This window comes from Salinisphaera sp. SPP-AMP-43 (genome assembly GCF_049568105.1).
GTDB lineage: Bacteria > Pseudomonadota > Gammaproteobacteria > Nevskiales > Salinisphaeraceae > Salinisphaera.
The window spans coordinates 2239342-2259366 of sequence record NZ_CP145335.1; the positions used below are offsets into that span (position 1 = coordinate 2239342).

General features: G+C 62.0%; 21 protein-coding genes. 16 read left to right on the plus strand and 5 right to left on the minus strand.

The window, feature by feature from the left end; translation table 11 throughout:
* Positions 1 to 336 (minus strand): TA system antitoxin ParD family protein, encoded by a 336-nt coding sequence (locus tag V5738_RS09540; RefSeq protein ID WP_423820575.1) that lies wholly within the window; start codon positions 334 to 336, stop codon positions 1 to 3.
* Between the two features lie 500 nt (positions 337 to 836).
* On the opposite strand from V5738_RS09540, the gene V5738_RS09545 reads away from it, so the two are divergent.
* A complete protein-coding gene (locus V5738_RS09545) occupies positions 837 to 1541 on the plus strand; it encodes an HAD family hydrolase (RefSeq protein ID WP_423820576.1) in 705 nt (234 codons plus the stop codon).
* A gap of 344 nt (positions 1542 to 1885) precedes the next feature.
* Here the strand turns inward: V5738_RS09545 and V5738_RS09550 are convergent, their stop codons facing one another.
* Positions 1886 to 2374, minus strand: a complete 489-nt coding sequence (locus V5738_RS09550) for a pyridoxamine 5'-phosphate oxidase family protein (RefSeq protein WP_423820577.1) — start codon at positions 2372 to 2374, stop codon at positions 1886 to 1888.
* Between the two features lie 729 nt (positions 2375 to 3103).
* Here V5738_RS09550 and V5738_RS09555 point away from each other — a divergent pair.
* The gene (locus V5738_RS09555; protein ID WP_423820578.1) at positions 3104 to 3292 is read left to right on the plus strand and encodes an integrase core domain-containing protein; all 189 of its coding nucleotides are present in this window, start codon (positions 3104 to 3106) and stop codon (positions 3290 to 3292) included.
* Between the two features lie 103 nt (positions 3293 to 3395).
* Here the strand turns inward: V5738_RS09555 and V5738_RS09560 are convergent, their stop codons facing one another.
* The gene (locus V5738_RS09560) at positions 3396 to 4301 is read right to left on the minus strand and encodes a LysR family transcriptional regulator (RefSeq protein WP_423820579.1); all 906 of its coding nucleotides are present in this window, start codon (positions 4299 to 4301) and stop codon (positions 3396 to 3398) included.
* Between the two features lie 117 nt (positions 4302 to 4418).
* Between V5738_RS09560 and V5738_RS09565 the strand changes: the two genes are divergently transcribed.
* Positions 4419 to 5000: a flavodoxin family protein gene (locus V5738_RS09565; protein WP_423820580.1), complete on the plus strand. Its 582-nt coding sequence runs from the start codon at positions 4419 to 4421 to the stop codon at positions 4998 to 5000.
* A gap of 170 nt (positions 5001 to 5170) precedes the next feature.
* On the opposite strand, the gene V5738_RS09570 is transcribed toward V5738_RS09565, so the two are convergent.
* On the minus strand, positions 5171 to 6580 hold the full coding sequence (locus V5738_RS09570) for a PLP-dependent aminotransferase family protein (protein WP_423820581.1): 1410 nt from the start codon (positions 6578 to 6580) through the stop codon (positions 5171 to 5173).
* 268 nt (positions 6581 to 6848) lie between these two features.
* On the opposite strand from V5738_RS09570, the gene V5738_RS09575 reads away from it, so the two are divergent.
* From V5738_RS09575 to V5738_RS09635, 13 genes are all read left to right on the plus strand, one after another.
* Positions 6849 to 7331, plus strand: coding sequence for an MSMEG_0572/Sll0783 family nitrogen starvation response protein (locus V5738_RS09575; RefSeq protein WP_423820582.1), 483 nt, complete (start codon positions 6849 to 6851; stop codon positions 7329 to 7331).
* Positions 7332 to 7344: 13 nt separating this feature from the next.
* Entirely contained in the window at positions 7345 to 8385 is a 1041-nt protein-coding gene (locus V5738_RS09580; protein WP_423820583.1) for a Nit6803 family nitrilase, read from the plus strand.
* Positions 8324 to 9418 (plus strand): MSMEG_0568 family radical SAM protein, encoded by a 1095-nt coding sequence (locus V5738_RS09585; RefSeq protein WP_423820584.1) that lies wholly within the window; start codon positions 8324 to 8326, stop codon positions 9416 to 9418. The genes V5738_RS09580 and V5738_RS09585 overlap by 62 nt, the downstream gene beginning before the upstream one ends.
* On the plus strand, positions 9418 to 9972 hold the full coding sequence (locus tag V5738_RS09590) for an MSMEG_0567/Sll0786 family nitrogen starvation N-acetyltransferase (RefSeq protein WP_423820585.1): 555 nt from the start codon (positions 9418 to 9420) through the stop codon (positions 9970 to 9972). The genes V5738_RS09585 and V5738_RS09590 overlap by 1 nt, the downstream gene beginning before the upstream one ends.
* A complete protein-coding gene (locus V5738_RS09595; protein ID WP_423820586.1) occupies positions 9969 to 10970 on the plus strand; it encodes a sll0787 family AIR synthase-like protein in 1002 nt (333 codons plus the stop codon). The genes V5738_RS09590 and V5738_RS09595 overlap by 4 nt, the downstream gene beginning before the upstream one ends.
* Positions 10963 to 11244, plus strand: a complete 282-nt coding sequence (locus tag V5738_RS09600; RefSeq protein WP_423820587.1) for an MSMEG_0570 family nitrogen starvation response protein — start codon at positions 10963 to 10965, stop codon at positions 11242 to 11244. The genes V5738_RS09595 and V5738_RS09600 overlap by 8 nt, the downstream gene beginning before the upstream one ends.
* Positions 11241 to 12542, plus strand: coding sequence for an MSMEG_0569 family flavin-dependent oxidoreductase (locus tag V5738_RS09605; RefSeq protein ID WP_423820588.1), 1302 nt, complete (start codon positions 11241 to 11243; stop codon positions 12540 to 12542). Before V5738_RS09600 ends, V5738_RS09605 begins: the two co-directional genes overlap by 4 nt.
* Positions 12543 to 12922: 380 nt before the next feature.
* A complete protein-coding gene (locus V5738_RS09610) occupies positions 12923 to 14341 on the plus strand; it encodes an acetamidase/formamidase family protein (RefSeq protein ID WP_423820589.1) in 1419 nt (472 codons plus the stop codon).
* A 300-nt stretch (positions 14342 to 14641) separates the two neighbouring features.
* Positions 14642 to 15307 carry a haloacid dehalogenase type II gene (locus tag V5738_RS09615; RefSeq protein WP_423820590.1) on the plus strand — a complete coding sequence of 222 codons (666 nt, stop codon included), beginning with the start codon at positions 14642 to 14644 and terminating at the stop codon, positions 15305 to 15307.
* Positions 15308 to 15917: 610 nt separating this feature from the next.
* Complete coding sequence (locus V5738_RS09620; RefSeq protein WP_423820591.1) at positions 15918 to 16343, plus strand: DUF2231 domain-containing protein; 426 nt, start codon at positions 15918 to 15920, stop codon at positions 16341 to 16343.
* Complete coding sequence (locus V5738_RS09625; RefSeq protein ID WP_423824161.1) at positions 16340 to 17659, plus strand: PQQ-dependent sugar dehydrogenase; 1320 nt, start codon at positions 16340 to 16342, stop codon at positions 17657 to 17659. Before V5738_RS09620 ends, V5738_RS09625 begins: the two co-directional genes overlap by 4 nt.
* A 353-nt stretch (positions 17660 to 18012) precedes the next feature.
* Complete coding sequence (locus V5738_RS09630; RefSeq protein ID WP_423820592.1) at positions 18013 to 18423, plus strand: universal stress protein; 411 nt, start codon at positions 18013 to 18015, stop codon at positions 18421 to 18423.
* 183 nt (positions 18424 to 18606) lie between these two features.
* The gene (locus V5738_RS09635) at positions 18607 to 18993 is read left to right on the plus strand and encodes a diacylglycerol kinase family protein (RefSeq protein WP_423820593.1); all 387 of its coding nucleotides are present in this window, start codon (positions 18607 to 18609) and stop codon (positions 18991 to 18993) included.
* Between the two features lie 57 nt (positions 18994 to 19050).
* On the opposite strand, the gene V5738_RS09640 is transcribed toward V5738_RS09635, so the two are convergent.
* The gene (locus V5738_RS09640; protein WP_423820594.1) at positions 19051 to 19836 is read right to left on the minus strand and encodes a phosphatase PAP2 family protein; all 786 of its coding nucleotides are present in this window, start codon (positions 19834 to 19836) and stop codon (positions 19051 to 19053) included.
* Positions 19837 to 20025 lie beyond the last annotated feature (189 nt).

Consider the following 20025-nt stretch of genomic DNA (forward strand, 5'->3'; position numbering starts at 1 on the left):
TTAGTCGCCCAGCGCTTCGGTATCGACGCCCGCATCATGCAGCTGCTGCATTCGACGCTCGTGCGCTTTTTGTTCTTCAGGCGAGGCATGGCGCATGGCCTCATCGTGCATGGCATCGAACACCGGTTTTTCATAGGCCGACAGTTCGTCTACCGGGATCTCGCCGTTCAAGGCGCGCGCGATGTGCTGGTAGTTGAACTGGCCAGAGTGCTCGATCGCCCGCCCAATACGTGCCCAGTATTCGATCTGCCCGGCCTGCGAGCGGTGCATAAGGCGTGCTTCGTTCCGAGATATGTTCGACAAGTCCTCGGATAAGCGAATCGGAGTCGTCGCCATGGACAGTCCTCGTTACGATTTGAATCAATCGTAGCATTTTGCTGCATGCGTTACTATTTGCGCGGCCGTGTTCGGCAAACGGGCGGATAATCTTCTGAGTATTTAAAGCGTCTCCGGCTCAGACACGTCTATCTGAGGCAGGCGATCCTGATGCATACGCAGGGGCTGAGCAAGAACGAAACGATCTCTCTGATCTCAGTCATGGCCGATTTCAGTATTGCCCGGGGGCCGAAGGTGACTGCGGCCGCGCATGGCTCGCGGCTCGAGTGCATCTTTATCGGCTTCGCCAATACTTGTGTGGGCCGGGCCTTCAACTTTTTGCGGCCAACCCATCATCACGATCTACGCCATAGATCGAAAAACACCGGCCAAGTCTTGCATCGTATGATTTTTCTTGATGCCTGCGCCGCCGACTCGGTACTGCAACCGATGCGGCGGCTGGCCGCGGGGATTAGGATCGCGCCGAAACAAACGCTGCTCGCCCTACGGCTGCCCTGCGCATGCAACACTATATTTTCTTCGATCTCGACGGGACGTTGAGCGATACCCACGCGCTGGCCCGGGCCACCTGGCTAGAAATCCTGCGCCCTTATGGGGTGGATGTGGATATCGATGTGTACCGGAAGTCGATCCACGCACGCGATCGCGACGATATCTTCCAGGATTTGGTGCCGTCGCTCGACGCCGAGGCGCGTCAGCGGTTAAGCCAATTGGAACGGGACCAATACTATCGCCGCCTACGTAGCACCGGGCCGTTACCGTCTCTGCGGAATTTCATCTCCGAAGCACGCGAAGCAGGTTTTTGCTTGGTGCTCGTAACCAACTCTCCGCGCTATGACGCAGAAATTTCGCTCGACCCGCTGGGTCTAGACGATATATTCAGCGAAACAGTCTTCTCGGACGATCCCGACGTCGCCGCCATGAAGCCGGACCCTTGCCCCTATCGCGTAGCATTATCGCGTCTAGGCATAGAGCCGCATCAGGTGATCGCTTTCGAGGATTCCTGTGAAGGCATGACAGCGGCCACCGCCGCCGGCATATCGACAATCGGGCTCGTCACCACCGAAAGCCCGGCCAACCTTCGAGACGCCGGGGCCTGTCTGCTCGTCGGCGACTACTCCGATAACGCCTTGGATGACCTCTTGAAAGATCCGAGCTCTCTTACGTCGTGCTCGCATTCCCAGGCGACAGGTCTTGAATTGTAATTTTTATCCGACAGAACACGACCTAACCCGGGTTTTAACCGCCCTGCAAGAGCCGGGTATGTTGGTTTCGCTCTGGCGCTACTAGAGCCCGCTTTTGTCGCGCGCTAGACTCAGCGCTATTCGCTTGGCGGGACGCGATATCGACTCAATAGCGCCTAATCAAAACAGAATCGTGCGCGATAACCACTTGCGCCCGGCTTTGGACTGTCTCGCAGCACGGATCTTTTCGCAGCTGTTCGCCTGTTTCGAGGCATAAGCTGTCGGCGCTAGGCACTTTGAATCCCTCGCAATAAAAAACGCCCGGCGCACTGCCGGGCGTTGATCTATGCGTACGGCCTCAAGAATCAGCCGCCGAATTTCTCGTTCTCGCCGATGTTCGGCGTCTTGTCGCTTTTGACGTTGGCTTTAGCGACTTCATAGAGCTGGAATACTTTGCTTTCCTTGGCCGCCCAGTGTTCGCCCATTTCGATGTCGATTTCCAGCATGACGACGTCCGGATCTTCTTTTTCCGGCAACCAGGCCGCGACCTCGGAACTCCAGTATCGGTCGATAATGTTCTGGTCGTTGGTGATACGCGCTCTGCCCGACATCGAGACATAAACGCCTTCTTCCTGGTCGGAGAACGTTAGGCAGACTTCGCTATCGCCCTGCTGGGCCTCGATCACTTTTTCTGCGCTGCGACGGGTGTAGAACCAGATCGTGCCGTCGTATTCACTCTGGACCAGATGCATGGGTCGTGCACGCGGCACGCCATCGTCTTGCGTGACGAGCATCCCGACCTTGATGTCTTTGATCAGGTTCCAGATTTTTTGCTTGTGTTCCGGGCTAGACATAATCTTGCAATCCTTTGAGTGCAGTTGAAGTTGGATTGATCCCGGCTGAGGACCGGCCGGTGGATATGACGTGTTGTTGCCATGCCTGACCAAGCCAGGCGCAAACCGGAATTAACCGGCTGAGCGCGATGGCCCGTAACAACAGGGGACCAAGCCACGGTTTTTCAGGTATTTGCGAGCGCCCCGAAAGACTCACAGGTTCGTTCGGGCTCGCCGGGTATCTCGCGAACGTCGCCACGCTTCGAGCGGGTAGACGACCTGCCCTTTGGGCCAGAGCCGACAACGCAGAACGATCCCGGTATAGCAGCAACGCGATCGTCGTGATTGCCGCGCTACCATGCCGCTCGGTGTTCTCGGTAGCACGCTGACAATCGACACCCTGCCACATACGGCCCGGTGTGGTACGCCAGATGCAGATTTTTCCAGGAAAACAACGAGGCGACTTGAGCTTCGGCCTCCACGATTACGCTACGTGCGTCTACCGTATTGGCCGCTGGGTGCTCGCAGAACGAGCGCAGTATGAACGGCATGGCGCCCGAATCAGCCGGCAACATCAGCTAATGAAAAAACGCCGTGGACATAGCGATCGAGCGACGACAGCCGCCGTCTGGACGGATCCATCCCACCAATCACGGGCCGGCCTATATCGCTGCTTCTTATCAGAAGCGACTACAAAAACAGGGCATGATCTCGAGCATGTCCCGGCGTGGTGACTACTGAGATAACGCGGTGGCAGAACGCTTCTTTGCCACGCTCAACTTCGAGCGGATGGATCGCCCGCGGTTCGAATTACGGCGGGCCGATCGTACCGTTATTTTCGAACACATCGAGACGTTCTATAACCGCCAGCGGCCGCATCAGACGCTCGGCTATCGAACGCCGCTGGACGTCGAACAGGCGTCCGGATCGGACGCTTAACTCGGCTGTTCGTGATAACCGGACCAGCTCAGACAGAACAGGTCTTCCCGCGGCTCCTCCTACGAGCAAATCAAAACTCGGCCGCCCTTCCCCTTGAAACGACTCAATCGAGATACGGGGCCAACACCCCTTCGAGCCAGTCCATGAACGCCCGAACACGTTGCGACAGATGCCGCCGATGGGCGACCACGAGAAAAGCGGCTAGAGGCTCCGGGCGCAGGTTCGGCAGAACTTCGACGAGCGCGCCGCGTTCGATATGCGGCGCGAGCGCGGAATATCCGGCCTGCATCAGCCCCATGCCGGCCAGCCCGGCGGCATGATAGGTCTGTACATTGTTGACGTGCATCGCGCCCGCCAACGGAAGCGCGGCATAGCCATTGCCGTATGGATACTCCCATCCGGTGGGCCTCGCGCCCAGTGTGCGCGTGTAGTGGATCATCTGGTGCCCCTGGCGGCGCAGGTCTTCCAGCGTATGCGGCGTGCCGTAGCGGGCTAGATAGCTCGGGCTCGCGGCATTGATCATTCGCAGTTTGCCGAGCGGTCGAGCGACAAGCGTTTCGTCGACGATCGGGCCGAGTCGGATGATGCAGTCGAACCCTTCCTGGACGAGATCGACACGCCGATCCGTGCTGGACAGTTCCAGTTCCAACCCGGGATGCTCGGCCATGAGCCCCGGCAACGCGGGGACCACGACGCTCTGGGCCAGTTCCGTCGGCATATCAACACGTAACCGCCCCCGAAGTGGCGCACCGTCGCTGGCGAACATGGATCGTAGTTCCTGCGCCTCGCACAGCAGATCGCATGCACGCGAATAGAAAACGCGGCCGTCCGCCGTGAGCTGGACACTTCGCGTGGTGCGATGCAGGAGCCTAGCGCCCAGATCCTGCTCGAGCCGGCGGACCACGGCAGAGGCACGCCCTTTCTGAATACCCAGGCTTTCGGCCGCCCGCGTGAAGCTCGACATCTCGGCAACACGGACGAAGATCAAAACCGGTTCGAGGTTTTGCATTGTTTTCTTTCGGAACAACAGTGCGTTCTTTATAGCACTATTTATTACCCGGCTCGCACTCAATAAATTGGCTTCCCGGTCGCCCACGACGGGTAATTCACATCACAGGAAGCCACCATGACCCAACCCCCATCTACCGCTCGAACGGTAGTCGTTTACCACTCCGGCACCGGGCATACCGAGCGCATGGCCACCGCTATCGCCGACGGCGCCGACGCGGTACTGCTGGCGATCGATGCCGAGGGGAATCTGGCCGAACAGGCCTGGGAAACCCTCTCCGATGCCGACGCGATACTGTTCGGCTCGCCGACCTACATGGGCGGACCGAGCTGGCAGTTCAAGAAGTTCGCGGACACATCGTCCAAGATCTGGTTCGAAGGCGGCTGGCAGAACAAGATCTTCGGCGGCTTCACGAATAGCGCGAGCCTCAACGGCGACAAGCTCAATACGCTGGAATACTTCTTTCTGCTCGCCGGCCAGCACGGCGGCCTCTGGGTAAGCATGGATATCAAGCCGGCGAACATGAAAACCTCGAGGCGCGACGACCTGAATCGCATGGGCGCCTACATCGCGCCAATGGCGCAAACACCCGCCGATGCCTCGCCCGAGGAGATGTCGCCCGGGGATCTCGAGACGGCACGCCGGTACGGGGCGCGCGTAGCCGCGTTCGCCGGGCAGTTCCGGTCGGGCCGCTCTTAATGATAATCGGAATAAGCGGAGCCGCTCGGTTTAGCCCTATTCTCGGTTGCGCCCCCATTCTCCGGCGACCAACGCGAACTTCTTGTCCTGAGGCAATCGGTCGTCGCTGCCGTGCGCGCCCGGCATAACGGCATCTCGCGTCGGGGGGCGGTTGTGCTGATGGCCGATCGCTAATAGTCCACGAACGGCTCGCCATAGCCACCGGCCGCCATCGCTGGCAGGTGCTCGATCACGTCGTGCATGATTTCCAGATGACGATGGCATTCCTCGCGGCTGGCGGTGCCGCCCAGGCATATGCGTACCGCTTCCGGCGCCGGCGCGCGCATGGCAAACGCATCGGACACCACCGCGGCGATGCCGTGTTGTTGCAGGCGCGTGGCCAGCTCGATCCGGTTCCAGGGGGCCGGCACGGGTAGCCACAGATGGAACGCTTCCAGCTGGCTCTGGTATTCGATACCGCGCAGCACGCGTGCCGCCAATGCCTGCCGAGCCATGGATTCTTCGCGGATCGCGCGGGTCGCGGCGCGTACCGTGCCATCCTCGATCCAGCGCGTGGCCAGATAGATCATCGCCGGGTTGGCCATCACCGACAGCGTCGCCAGCGTTGACGACACCCGCGCGGTATAGCGGACATTCGGGGTGACGAGATAGCCGATACGCAGACCAGCGCCCAGCACCTTGGACAGACCGGCGACATAAAACGTCAGCTCCGGCGCATGGGTGGCGATCGGCGCCAGCCGCTGTTTCGGCAGGCAGCCGTAGGGGTCGTCCTCGATAATCGGCACGCCGTAGCGCAGAGCGATTTCGGCGATGGCCGCCCGGCGTTCGGCGGACAGCGTGGCAGTGGTCGGGTTGTTGAGCGTGGGGTTGATATACAACGCCTTGGGCGGATCGGCTGCGCACAGCGCGGCAAAGGCGTCCGGGTCGAGCCCGTCGCGGTCGGCCGGCAATGCCGCCGGGCGAATCCCCAGATGTGCCGCGATGCCCTTGATACCGGGATAGCTGATCGCTTCACAGGCCAAGCTATCCCCGGCCCGCAGCAGCGAGGCACACAAGCCCAGCAGCGCACTATGCGCGCCCGGGCAGACCAGGATGTTGGCGGCATCGGCCCGCGGCAGACGCTGAGCCATCCACAGCGCGCCCGCTTCGCGGTCACGCTGCGTACCGCCGAATTCCTGATAGCGCAGCAGATCGTAGACATCATTGCCCGAGCCCAGACTGGCGAAACCTTCGCGCAGTCGCGCTCGCAACGCAGGCGAGCGCGGCTCCGGCGGCATATTCATGCGCATGTCGATTGGCCCGACCGTGCTTGCCGAACGGACCGGGTCGCTTCTGATCTCGCCGCGCACATAGCTGCCACTACCGGGGCGGCCAGCGATGAGCCCGCGTTCCGCGGCTTCGGCATAGCCGCGCGCGGCGGTACTGAAATTCACCCCCAGCGCACGGGAGAGCGCGCGTAGGGGCGGCAATTTCTGCTCGGCACGCAAACGTCCCGCCTGAATATCGTCAGCGATCGCATCGGCGATCGCATGGTAAGTCGGCCGATCGCTTGCCGTAATCACCGCGCACCAACGGCTCATATGGTTGTTCATTGCTGCCCTCGGATTGTGCGCTGCGCCTGTCGTTCGCCAGCGTGGTGCGTAATCGCCGCAGCGGATCGCGGCTGTTGCAAATACTTGCAAAAAAAGTGGGGCCGCGCGCAGGCAAACGCTAGCACAGTTTTCGCATAAATGATCGCCAAATGATCGCATTTTAGAACCGATCATTTGGCACAGGCGTTGCAACACTCTTGCTGACCGACGCCGATGCGTCGGCCTGCGACATGCCGAATCAACCGGAGACAACGCGATGCCTGAAGTCACGACAGCGAAAGTTCAGAAAGGCGATTATTTCGTCGACTACGAAGATAAGCTCTTCGAGGACGTACAGGCCGAACCCGGCGAGAAGGCGCTGGTGACGTTTCATACCGTTGCCTTCGAGGGTTCGATTGGCCTGGTCAATATGCTTCAGGCCAAACGTCTGCTGCGCAAGGGGTTCGAAACCACCATCCTGCTCTACGGCCCGGGCGTGACACTGGGCGTACAGCGTGGCTTCCCCACCATTGGCGACGAAGCTTTTCCGGGCCACCAGAACTACGAAAACCAACTCAAGGCGTTCATGGACGAAGGCGGCAAGGTCTATGCCTGTCGGTTCGCCTTGCAGGCGCTCTACGGCCACGGCGAGCCAGCCCTGGTGGACGGTATTCAGCCGATCAGCCCGCTCGATGTGCTCGATATCCAGCTGATCGCGCGCCGCGACAACGCCTATGTCGTGTCCACCTGGACGATGTAGCGCCAGTATCACGATGACTGTGCCACGAGCCGTGAAGGTCGCCGCCGTTCAATTGCAACCGGTGCTCGATAGTGCCGATGGCACCGTCGCGCGGGTGCTCGACGAAATTGCCGCAGTCGCGGCCGGGGGCGCACAGCTGGTGGTCTTCCCGGAGACCGCCGTGCCCTATTACCCGTATTGGTCGTTCGTCATGGCGCCCATGGCCATGGGTGAACGGCATCGAACACTTTATGCCCATGCGCCGAGCGTACCCGGCCCGGTCACCGATGCCGTGGCCGCAGCGGCGCGTGCGCACGAGATCGTGGTGGTGCTCGGCATCAACGAACGCGATCACGGCACGCTCTACAACTGCCAACTGGTGTTCGACAGTAACGGCGAGATCGTGCTCAAGCGTCGCAAGATCACGCCCACCTATCACGAGCGCATGGTTTGGGGTCAGGGCGACGCCTCGGGCCTGCGGGCGGTGGATACCGCGGCCGGCCGTCTCGGCGCGCTGGCCTGTTGGGAGCACTACAACCCGCTCGCCCGCTACGCGCTCATGGCCGACCAGGAACAGATTCACTGCAGCCAGTTTCCCGGCTCTCTGGTGGGCCCGATCTTTGCCGAACAACAGGAAGTCACGCTGCGCCATCACGCGCTCGAAGCGGGCTGTTTCGTGGTCAATGCCACGGCCTGGCTCGATGCCGACCAGATCGAGAGCGTGACCGCCGACCCGGCACTACAGAAAGGCCTGTCCGGCGGGTGCTATACCGCCATCATCGCCCCTGACGGCTCGCATGTGGTGGCGCCGCTACGCGATGGCCCGGGCCGGCTGATCGCCGACATCGACCTGGATCTGATCACCAAGCGCAAGCGGATGATGGATTCGGTCGGCCATTACGCCCGCCCCGAGTTGTTGTCGCTGCATATCGACCGGCGCAGCCACGCGCCCTTGCACCCTAGCCCTGCGCTGGCTGCCACCACACCCCCAGCCGAACCCGAGGATTCCGATCATGTCGAAACCGAGCCGAACGCTGCTTACCGAGATGCAATCACTCGGCCTTCGACTGGCTGACCCGAGCCAGGGCGCGCCCAGCCGCCGTGGCGGTGCCGGACCGTCGGACCACAAGGCAGTGACCATCGACGGCCACACCGTGATGGTGCCCGTGCATACCGGCCATTCGAAACGCTCGCCGTTCGCGACCGATAGTCAGGGGCGGCTGACCCGAGACGGCAAGCCGGTCACCACCATCGGCTTTGCTCCGCAGCCGCGTTTCTATGGCCGGCAAACCGCCGACGGTATTCCCTACTGGAAGATCGCCCAGCTGCATTCCAGCGACGTGCTGGCAACAACCGTGCTCCAGACCTGCGTGCGCTATGGGCGACGATCGACCTCCTGTCAGTTCTGCGCTATCGGCCAATCGCTGGCCGACGGGCGCACCATCAATCGCAAGACGCCGGCGCAGCTGGCCGAAGTGGCCCGTGCCGCGGTCGAGCTCGATGGCGTGACCCATATGGTGATGACCACCGGCACGCCCAACTTCACCGATCGCGGTGCCGCGATTCTGTGCGAAAGCGCGGTCGCCGTACGCGCGGCCGTCGATCTGCCGATCCAGGCGCAATGTGAACCGCCGGACGATCCGGTCTGGTTCGAACGGCTCAAGGATGCGGGCGTGGATTCGCTGGGCATGCATCTGGAAGCGGTCACCCCCGCGGTGCGCGAGCGCATCATGCCGGGCAAGGCCGAGGTCACGCCCGACGCCTATCTGCGCGCCTTCGAGCAGGCGGTGGCCGTCTTCGGCCGCGGCCAGGTATCGACCTATATCCTGGCCGGGCTGGGCGATAGTCGTGAAGCGATCATCGACATGAGCCGCGCGCTCATCGAGCGCGGCGTCTATCCGTTCGTGGTGCCGTTCGTACCCATTACCGGCACGCCGCTGGAACATCATGCCGCCCCCAGCGCGGCATTCATGCAATCGCTACTCGAACCGATCGGCGAAATGCTCGTGGCCGCCGGCATGCGTTCGGCCGATATCAAGGCCGGCTGCGGACGTTGCGGGGCCTGCTCGTCGCTATCGGCGTTCGAGCGCAGCGCGGAGATCGCCTGATGCTGCTCGACGGCGACGACTATAAGACGGCAGCCTTCGTGCCGGCGGCATACAGCGTCAAACGCGCCGACCGCGGCTGGGAGATCCGCGCCGCGCAGCGGTTGCGCAAACAGGTGTTCTGCGACGAACAGAAACTGTTCGCACACACCGATCGCGACGCCATCGATGCGATCGCCATGCCGATCGTGGCGCTGTCGTGGAATGCGGGCATACCCGAGCAGGTCGTGGGGACGGTGCGTATTCATGCCGACGGCGACGGCCTCTGGCACGGATCGCGTCTGGCCGTGGCCCGCGGTTTTCGGCGCATGGCCGGGCTCGGCCGCGAACTCGTTCGGGTCGCCGTCGGTAGCGCCCATGCGCATGGCTGTCGTCGGTTCACGGCTACCGTGCAAACGGCCAACGTGACCTTTTTCGAATCGTTGCATTGGCAGGTGCTCGAACAGGTCAGCGTCTGCGGCGCGCCGCATGCGCTCATGCAAGCCGATCTGGCCTGGTACCCGCCCTGCGAACCGGATGAATGCGCGGTGATCACGCCGCGCCGGGTAGCCGCATGAACCGGCTCGATGCCGTTGCCCACGCGGCGCGGTCGGCCGATGGCATTGCCGGCAAGACCGAGATCGCAGCCGTCATGGATACGCTACGCGCCCACGGGGCCGACCCGGGCGCGATTCGTATCGGCGACGATTGCGCAGCGATCGCCGATGGCGATGGCTGGCTGTTGTTTGCCATCGAAGGGTTCGTCAAGCGCTTCGTGGCCTGCATGCCCTGGTTTGCCGGCTATTGCGGGGTGATGGTCAACATCAGCGATATCGCCGCGATGGGCGGGCGTGCCAGCGCCGTCGTGGACGCGGTCTGGAGCCGCGATATGGCCCATGCGCGGCCGATCGTCGAAGGCATGGCCGCGGCAGCACGGGCCTACGGCGTACCCATCGTGGGAGGCCATAGCAACGCCCATAGCGACGACGAACAGCTGTCGGTCGCGATTATCGGCCGCGCGCGGCAGCTGCTGACCAGTTTCGATGCGCGACCGGGGGATATTCTGGTCGCCGCCATCGATCTGCGCGGGCGTTATCGAGAGCCGTTACCGAACTGGGATGCCAGTACCGAAGCGCCGGCGCCGCGGCTGCGCGCCGATCTCGAGCTGTTGCCGGAACTTGCCGAAGCCGGGCTGTGCCGGGCGGCGAAGGACATCAGTATGGGTGGGCTGGTGGGTACCGCCATGATGCTGGCCGAGTCGTCTCGGGTCGGCGCTGTGATCGATATCGCCCGTGTGCCGCGTCCAGATGTCGCCGAGCCCGCCCGCTGGCTGTGCGAAACCTTTCCCAGCTTCGGTTTTCTGCTGGCGGTGGCGGCCGAGGATGTCGCGGCGGTGACCGCGCGATTCAGCGCCCGTGGTATCGCCTGTGCCGCGATCGGACACTGCGACGACAGCCTGCGGCTGCGCCTGCGCGAGGCCGGCGCCGAGCGCGAGATCCGCGATTTTCGCACCCATCCATATATCGCCTGCGCCTCGAGACAGGCTGTTGCCGACTCGGAGTCTTCCCATGCCTGAAACCTGGTTCAACGTACGCTGGCCGGACGATAGCCGTATGCGCTGCTATTCGCCGTCCAGCACGATTACCCAATTCTTCGAGCCCGGGGCACGCTATGCGGTGTCCGAATTCGTGGGCATCGCACGCGCAGCGCTCACCCACGCCAGCGAGAGGGTGCGCGCTAAATACGGTTATGCCTGCAGCGCATCGGCCGAACAGCTCGCCGTCATCGAACGCGCGGCCGAGGCTTTTGCAAGCCATGCCACGGTGACCGTCGAGGGGTTTGAACGATGAGTCGATTCATGCGTCGGGCCATGATCGACGGCCCGGATATCGGTCGCCACTACCCGGTGGTAGTCATCGGCGGCGGCCAGGCGGGTTTGTCGGCGAGCTACTGGCTCCAGCAAGCCGATATCGAACATATCGTGCTGGAACAGCATCGCGTCGGGCATGCCTGGCGCGACAAGCGCTGGGATACCTTCTGTCTGGTCACGCCCAATTGGCAATGCCGGCTACCCGGCTTCGGCTACGACGGCGACGATCCCGATGGCTTCATGGGCAAGGACGAGATCGTGGCCTATCTCGAGCGCTATGCGGATTTCGTCGATCCGCCGCTGCGTGAAGGCGTTACCGTCACTCGTTTGGGCCGCGACGAACGCGCCAGGTTCGTAGTCGAAACCACCGCGGGTACGGCCACCGCCGATCAGGTGGTGCTCGCGGTCGCCGGCTATCACGTACCGCAGGTGCCGCGTATCGCCGAGCGTGTGCCTGCCCCGATCGATCAGCTGCATTCGGTCGACTATCGCAACCCTCAGCAGCTTGCCGCCGGCGAGGTGATGGTCGTGGGCACGGGCCAATCCGGTTGTCAGATCGCTGAAGATCTGCACCGCGCCGGCCGGCGCGTGCATCTGTGTGTGGGAAGCGCACCGCGGGCACCTCGGGTCTATCGCGGGCGCGATTCGGTCGATTGGCTCGAATGCATGGGCACCTACGATGTCACGGTGGCCGAGCATGCCGAGCCCGAATACACGCTGCGCCACAAGGCCAACCACTACATGAGCGGGCGCGACGGCGGTCACGAAATCGACCTGCGTGCGTTCGCCCTCGAAGGCATGCAGCTCTATGGTCGCCTGGCGACGATCGAAGCGGGCGGGCGACTGCGATTCGAGCCCAATCTGGCCGACAACCTCGACAGCGCGGACGCCACCTACTGCAAAATCCGCAACAGCATCGATGCCTATATCGCCGAACAGCAAATCGATGCGCCGGCCGCAGCGCCGTATCACCCGGTCTGGCAGCCGGCCTTCGAGCCCGAGCAACTGTCACTCGAGGCCAGCGGTATTACCACGCTCATCTGGGCAACGGGTTTTTCCGGCGATTTCTCCTGGGTCGAAGCGCCCGTGTTCGACGGCCGCGGCGAACCGGTACACCGGCGCGGGGTGACGCCCGTCGACGGGCTGTATTTTCTCGGCCTGCCCTGGCTCAACACCTGGGGCTCGGGGCGTTTCGCGGCGGTCGGCGCGGATGCGGCCTATCTGGTCGACCAGATTGCAGCGCTGCAAGCCGCGCCGGCGGTCGCGGGTACCGGTTGAGCGGGCCATCGTTGCGCTACGGCCTCTTCAAAATGCGAGGTCGTGAATTAAAAGATAAGCGGCTTTCGCGCCGGTTGTGGGGAACAACACTCAGCGAACGGCGAACTATGTTTTTGTTTTCCCGCCCGGTTCGACGAATTTTCAAAACATAAACCGCCCAACCGTGACACCGAACACCGGCAACACGAGCAAAATCGTCCGGCCTCGACATCCGTCAGGCGATAGACTGGATCCTGCTGGGCCGGGTGATCGATCAAAGTACTCGCTCTCGTCGTCGACCGTGACCTGGCCCACCCCGCTCGACCGCCGACCCCGCTCGGGTCGATGGCACTTCTCTTGCTTCACAGCCGATATGTTTTGGCGGTTCTTGTGAGGCAGTGATGAAGTCCAACGATTCCGATGACGCCCAGCACGGCACCGGGGCCAAACCGGCCAACGGGCGGCGCGAATTTCTAAAAGGCGCCTTGGCGAGCGGCGGCGCGGCGGCGTTTGCCCAGAGCGGGTTCGCGGCTGCGGCAGGCAGCGGCAACCGCGTGGCCGACGGCACGGGATACCATTATCTGCCGGCCACGGTGGATACCGTGCATTGGGGCGTGTTCAGTAAGAACTTCAAACCAGCACTTACGGTGGATTCCGGCGACCTGGCGACGATCGAAGTGCTCACGCATCAGGCCGGCGATGACTACGACCGCATGATCAAGGGCGATAGCGCAGTCGAGCAGGTCTATCACTGGACGAAAGACGGCAAGAACGTCGACCGGCGTGGCGCCGGGCCAATGGATGCCCCAAACGGCGCCGGGGCCGGCTGGGGCGTGCATATCTGTACCGGGCCAGTCTATGTGCGCGATGCCGAACCGGGCGACGTGCTCGAAGTGCGTATTCTCGACATGTATCCCCGCCCGAGCGGCAATCTCGACTATCAAGGCAAGACCTACGGCACCAATCTTGCGGCCTGGTGGGGTTATCAGTACCACGACTTGATCGAGGAGCCGAAGCCACGCGAGGTGGTGACGATTTACGAGCTGGACGCCAACGGCCATGAAGACTTCGCGCGGCCAGTCTATAACTATCGCTGGCTGCCGATGTCCGATCCGTCGGGCGTGCGTCACGACACCTACGATTACCCTGGGCTGATCGCCGATCACAGCCAGCTCCAGAAAAACCACGACATCATGCCCGGCGTGCGGATTCCGATCCGGCCGCACTTTGGCACGATCGGTCTGGCGCCGGCCGAATCGGACCTCGTCAATTCGATTCCGCCCAGCTATACCGGTGGCAATATCGACGATTGGCGAGCAGGTAAAGGCTCGACGATCTACTTCCCGGTCTCCGTGAAAGGGGCATATTTTTCGGTCGGCGATTCGCATGCCGCCCAGGGCGATTCGGAGTGTTGCGGTACCGCGATCGAATGCTCGTTTACCGGCGTCTTCCAGTTCAAGCTGCACAAGAAAGACGCCCTGCCGGGCACCAAGCTGGAGGCCCTGCAGTGGCCGCTGCTAGAGACCAAGGACGAATGGGTGATCCATGGCTTCAGCTACCCGAATTATCTAGCGCACTTTGGCTCCAAGCCGGAAGACCAGCAGGCCGTATTCAAGAACTCGTCCGTGGACAGGGCCATGCGCGACGCGTTTCGCAAGATGCGGGCGTTCTTAATGCATACCCAGGGGTTGAGCGAGGACGAAGCGATCTCGCTGATGTCGGTTGCAGTGGATTTCAGCGTGACCCAGGTCGTTGACGGCAACTGGGGGGTGCATGCCTCGCTACCCAAGCGCATCTTCACCGGCTCGGCTAAAGGCTAAAGCGCTGTACAAGCTCAACACGTCTGCCGGTATCGGCTGGCTCGCCGGCCCAGGCTTGCCCCCAACCGGGTATTAGTGCGCAGATATTGTCATTACACATCAGGGCTTATCGTGGCTCGTAGCCGGGCTTGCACAACTGGGCACTAGGGATACGTTGATTCGCGCTCGGAAGCGATCGGGACACGTTCTTTGGCCTGGGCCGCCTTACCCGAACACGTTTGACAGGCGATCCAGCCGGCTGATAACCACGAGTTATGTCGGGGCCGTTCCGGTGACCCGCTACGCGCAGAGGAGACTGTTATGGCCCGTCGTATCAATGCTGTTGCTTTCGACGTACTCGAAACCTTGCTCGATCTCGATCCGATCGGCACCCGGCTCGAAGAGGTCGGCCAGCCAGCTGCCGTTTTGGGGCCTTTTTTCATGCGCTTTCAGCGGGATGCCATGGCATTGACGCTGGCCGGCGATGTTGCGGACTTCAAGGCAACCGCTCGCCAGGCGTTACGGACCGAGACCCAACAGGCTATGTCGGAAGACGATATGGCTTATGTGCTCGAGGGCTTTGCGAAGGTTCCGGCGTTTCCGGATGCTGCGCCGGCGCTGCGTAAGCTCGCCGATGCCGGGGTAACGATCGGCTGCCTGACCGTGGGCGATCCGGATAATACACGGTCGTTTCTGGCCGGGGCCGGCCTGGATACTTACATCGACCAGGTGGTGACGTCCGACGTGGTAGGCACCTGGAAGCCTGCACCTGCGGTCTACCACTACACTGCCGATGCCTTAGGCTGCGAATTGGATCATATGGCTTTGGTCGCGGTACACGCCTGGGACTGCCACGGCGCCAAGCGGGCCGGAGCGCTTGCGGGGTGGTGCTCGCGGCTCGAAGGCGAGCCGGGCGATGTGTTCCTGCCTGCCGATGTCCGCGGCGACGACCTCGTCGAGGTTGCCGAGGGGCTGCTGACGCTCTAGGGCGCGTCGTCGCATGACGCCTGCCCATTGTGGCAGGCAAGGCGCAGGCCACCGAGCGTAGTAGGCCCACGTTCAAGGCCTGCAACGCCGCATGGCGCGATCGGCAGGCGTCCCCCATAGAGTCCTCTTGTAGCGGCCATCCGCCGTCATCGTTCGCTCACGTGGCTGGGCTATGCAACGTTCACAATCCCTTGGCTTGCCACCTACAGGGCCGCGGATGCGGCGGCGTATGTCGTGACGACGCGCCCGCATTGGCCTACGCCGATCGTGTCTTGCAAGGCGCGAGTTGCGGGTCCTGGCGGGCCACGGCCCAGACACGAAACGCCGCAGGACACGATGGGCGGTCCAGCCCGAAGGGACAGGCCTCTATGAATTAACGACGCGACGGCCATCTAGCGTCACCGCAGCCTCGCGTTGCTGCATAACAGCGCCCGACGCGGACTCGTACGACACGATTGGTCTCTGCAAACGACAAACCCGGTTGGCTGCCCGGTTCACATATTTCCTAGAGCCGACCGGTCGACCACTCAGACGCACGAATTTCGCTGATCGAGAACACGACGGCCCTATCGAAAGGTATTCTGGTTTACCCCTTTAGAAGGAGTCTATTTTGACTGCCGCTACCCACCCAACGTCTACAGCCGGAATCAATCCGCTGCATGCGTTATCACTATCCGGCACGTTTCCGCTGTTTCTTGGCGCTGCCCTGAGCGACTATGCCTACGCGACGTCGTATCACATCCAATGGAGCACATTCTCGTCCTGGTTGATCGCCGGCGCGCTCGTGTTTACAGGCTTTGCCCTGTTATGCGGGCTGATCGGTCTGTTTCGGGCCGAGCGTCGCGCGCCATATGCCATCTATTGCCTTGTGCTACTAGCAACCTGGGTTGTCGGCTTCATCAACGCGCTGATCCACGCGCGGGATGCATGGGCCATGATGCCCACCGGCTTCGTGCTTTCTATCGTCGTTGCCGTGCTCGGCTGTGCGGCCACATGGCTCGGCTTTTCTCGTCTCGGCGCCGGAGGGCGGTCATGAAAACGCAAGGGATTTTGTACGCAAGCGCCCTATCGCTAGCCTTGGTTGCTGGCGGCGCCCAAGCGGCTGACTCGGAACAGCAATTCGGCCCCAATCCGAACCTGCCAGAGCCGCAGCGTGGATTGCTGCCGAACATGACGATCCCCGAGCCGGCCGACTGGGGTGATCAGAAACCCACCGTACCGGATGGGTATACGATCCAAGCCATTGCTACCGATCTGAAGGTCCCGCGCCAGACGCTGGTGCTGCCCAATGGCGATATTCTGGTGGCCGAGGGCAAAGGCGGTGGCAATGCCCCGAAGACCAAGCCCAAGGATTTCATCGCCAGTGTTATCAAATCACAGGGCACGACTTCGGTTAAAGGTGGCGACCGGCTGACATTGCTGCGCGACGGCAATAACGACGGCAACTACGACCAACAAACGGTGTTCGCCGACGGCCTCAACGCACCCTACGGCCTGGCGCTGGTCGATAATAATCTTTATGTCGCCAACCAGGATTCGCTCGTCCGGTTCGATTATCAGGACGGTCAGACCCACGCCAGCGGCAAGCCGGAACTGGTCACGGAACTGCCTTCGCGGATCAACCATCATTGGACCAAGGCCCTGACCGCGAGCGCCGACGGCCAATATCTCTATGTTGGCATCGGCTCCAACAGCAACATCACCGAACGTGGCATGGAAGCCGAAGTCGACCGGGCCGAGATCTGGCAGATCGACCGCGAAACCGGCGCCCATCGCACCTATGCTTCCGGCGTACGCAACCCCACAGCCCTGGCTATCCAACCGGGTACGGACCAGCTATGGGCAGTCGCGAACGAGCGTGATGAACTCGGCCCGAACCTGGTGCCCGACTATCTCACGACCATTCAGGAAGGCGCCTTCTACGGCTGGCCCTATAGCTATTGGGGCCAGCACGTCGATCCGCGCGTGAAGCCGCAGAATCCAGACAAGGTTGAATCGGCCGTCGCACCAGATTACAGCCTCGGCTCGCATCACGCCCCGCTCGGCGTTGCCTTTTCCAACGACAGCGTGGGCGGCGATTTTTCGAACGGCGTATTCGTCGGCGAACACGGCAGCTGGAACCGCGGCGACCCAGTCGGCTACAAGGTCGTATTCATCCCGTTTGAAAACGGCAAGCCCGCGGGCAACCCCGTGGACTTTGTCTCCGGCTTTCTCAGCGGCGACGACAAGACCCGCGGCCGCCCGGTCGGCGTGACCGTCGCGCCGGATGGGTCGATCCTCGTTGCTGACGACCTGACCAACGCTGTGTGGCGCGTGACACGCAACAACGCCAATACGCAGGAACCCGGTTAAACAAATCTTTGTTTTGCCGTACTAGGGCCATGCCCCGATAGTTGGCTGTCGGGGCATGCTGCAATAGGGATTCGAGATCGGGCCATCTCGAAAAGGTCGCATCTACACAACGCCAGACATATCTGACTTGACCCTATTTCGGTTCCAGGGCGCCCTACCAAACAAGCTATCGGCTCTATTGGATGGCTGGGGCTTAGGCGATTCAGTGCGCCTACAAGCATAGGGATTGAACCCACCGTTGACCTGCGTCAAAGCGCAGCGCTCCGGCAACAATAGTCTGGGGACAGACGCGATTCACCTGCTATTGATGCTCGAGATGCGCCATGTCACGCGAGATACTTGTGCCGGTCGACTTGGCCCAGCCACATGCCATAGAGCTTGCGCTCCCCTATGCGGTGCAGTGGGCGAAGGTACGTGAGGTGCCGTTGCGCCTGCTTACGGTGTTGCCGGACATCAACGCCGGGATGTACCCGTACGTGGCTGTGGAGGCTGGCAAGGAATCGCTCCAGGCCGCTAAAGATCGGCTCGAGGCGGTCGCACAGCAGTATGTCCCCTCCGATATCCAATCGCTGACGAGCGTGCTCGTTGGTCGCATGCCGCGCTATCTGATCGATGAAATCAATAAAACGCGTCCGGATATGGTGGTCATGGCCGCCCACGATCCGCGCTTGTCCGATGTGTTTTTAGGCAGTATTGCCGGCTCGATCGTCGGCCACGCGCGCTGCCCTGTACTCGTTGTGCGAGCACCTGAGTCACACGGATAGGCCGAGTACGGCTCGAGGCAATCGCAAAACCTGAAGTCGGATTCTGCTGGCCGGTGCGTTCATGCACGATTACGGCCCGGCGTTTGCAATTTATCGCCGACCTGCGTAGATAACCGGAACTGGCCGAGCCGCTGGATTCTGCGGTTGACCGGCCGTACCAGTATTCAACGCAGGCACTGATCGATGAACGACACCACCCTTTCGTTTTCTTTCAACGGACGAATCCGTAGCCTGCGGTATGCCGTTGTCGGGATCGGCGAAATGTTGGCTACCCAGCACAACGCTTGGATTCATGCCGTGGCTACGGCGGTGGTCGTATGTCTTGGCTTCATGGCCGGCATATCGCCGATCCAGTGGTGCATCCTGGTGCTGGCGATAGCTGCGGTATGGGTCGCCGAAGCCTTGAATACGGCGTTCGAACTGCTATGCGACGTGGCATCGCCGGAATTTCATCCGGTCGTCAAGAAAGCCAAGGACGTAGCCGCCGGCGCAGTCTTGCTCAGCGCGATCGGCTCGATCGTCATTGGCCTGATCATATTCGTACCGCCAATCGAGGCTTGGTTGTCCTGAATCATGCGTTTTGCCAGGTGCGCCAGGCCGAAACGCCGCTCGCCGAGCGACTCGAACTCAGAAGTGACCCTGAAAACCTACCGTTCCGCCATGACGCGATAGGCTGACGGTGGGTAGAAAACGATCGTCGGACATGCCGAGAAACGCCTCGTCTGCCACCACGCCGATAAAATGCCCGAGGGCGGCGCCGACCAGCACGTCCGAGGGATAATGCTTGCGCGCGGCAACCCGCGCATAGTCCGTGCCTACGTTCAGTCCTACGGCCAGACTGCGCAGGGCGAGCTGGCTGGTATCGGAGATCGGCAGCGTATCGATATTGCGCTGGGTCATGGTGGCCGATACGCCGGTCAGCGCGGCATGGCCCGAGACAAAACTGTCGTGGCCGGACTCGTCGGGCCGCTGGCGGTCGACGCCTTTTTTCAGCCCTTCGACTACGCCCTCGGTCGCGGCTGCCGCACCGACGCCCACCGCCAGACCCTTGGCCTTGTTGGGATACCACTGTCTCTGGTAGCTCGGCGCCGCCAGGGCCGTAGCCGTATACAGGGCTGCCGACGCGCCCAGCATGACGTTACTGGCGGTTTTGGCATTGTCTTGCGAGCCGAAGATCGGCGTATGGTCGGACGCCCAATCCGCAATATCCCGATCGGCATGGTCGATCTGCAGCAGGCCGGCAGTAACCAGCGGGGCCCACGTTACCGGCGAGCGCGCCGCATCGGCCGCTGCGCTGCCCAGCCGCGACCAGCCCGGCGTGAGCGTGGCCCGAGAACCCCAGGCAGGACCATCGGGCGCCGCCGAACAACCGGCCAGTCCCAGAGCCCCAACCAGTATCAATATCCGACGCATAGCAAACCTTGTTCAATACGGTATGGCCGGTCTTCTAGCATTCGCGCCGTAAGGGGATCGTTCAAACCGCGGTGATACGCGGCGGAGTAGTCTGCCACATGCCCGGTCTACCGGCGAGCATGTCGATATTTCAACGCTCTTTCAACGCGTTATCAGCGCAAAGCGCGGGTCTTGCACGGCGCCCGTATC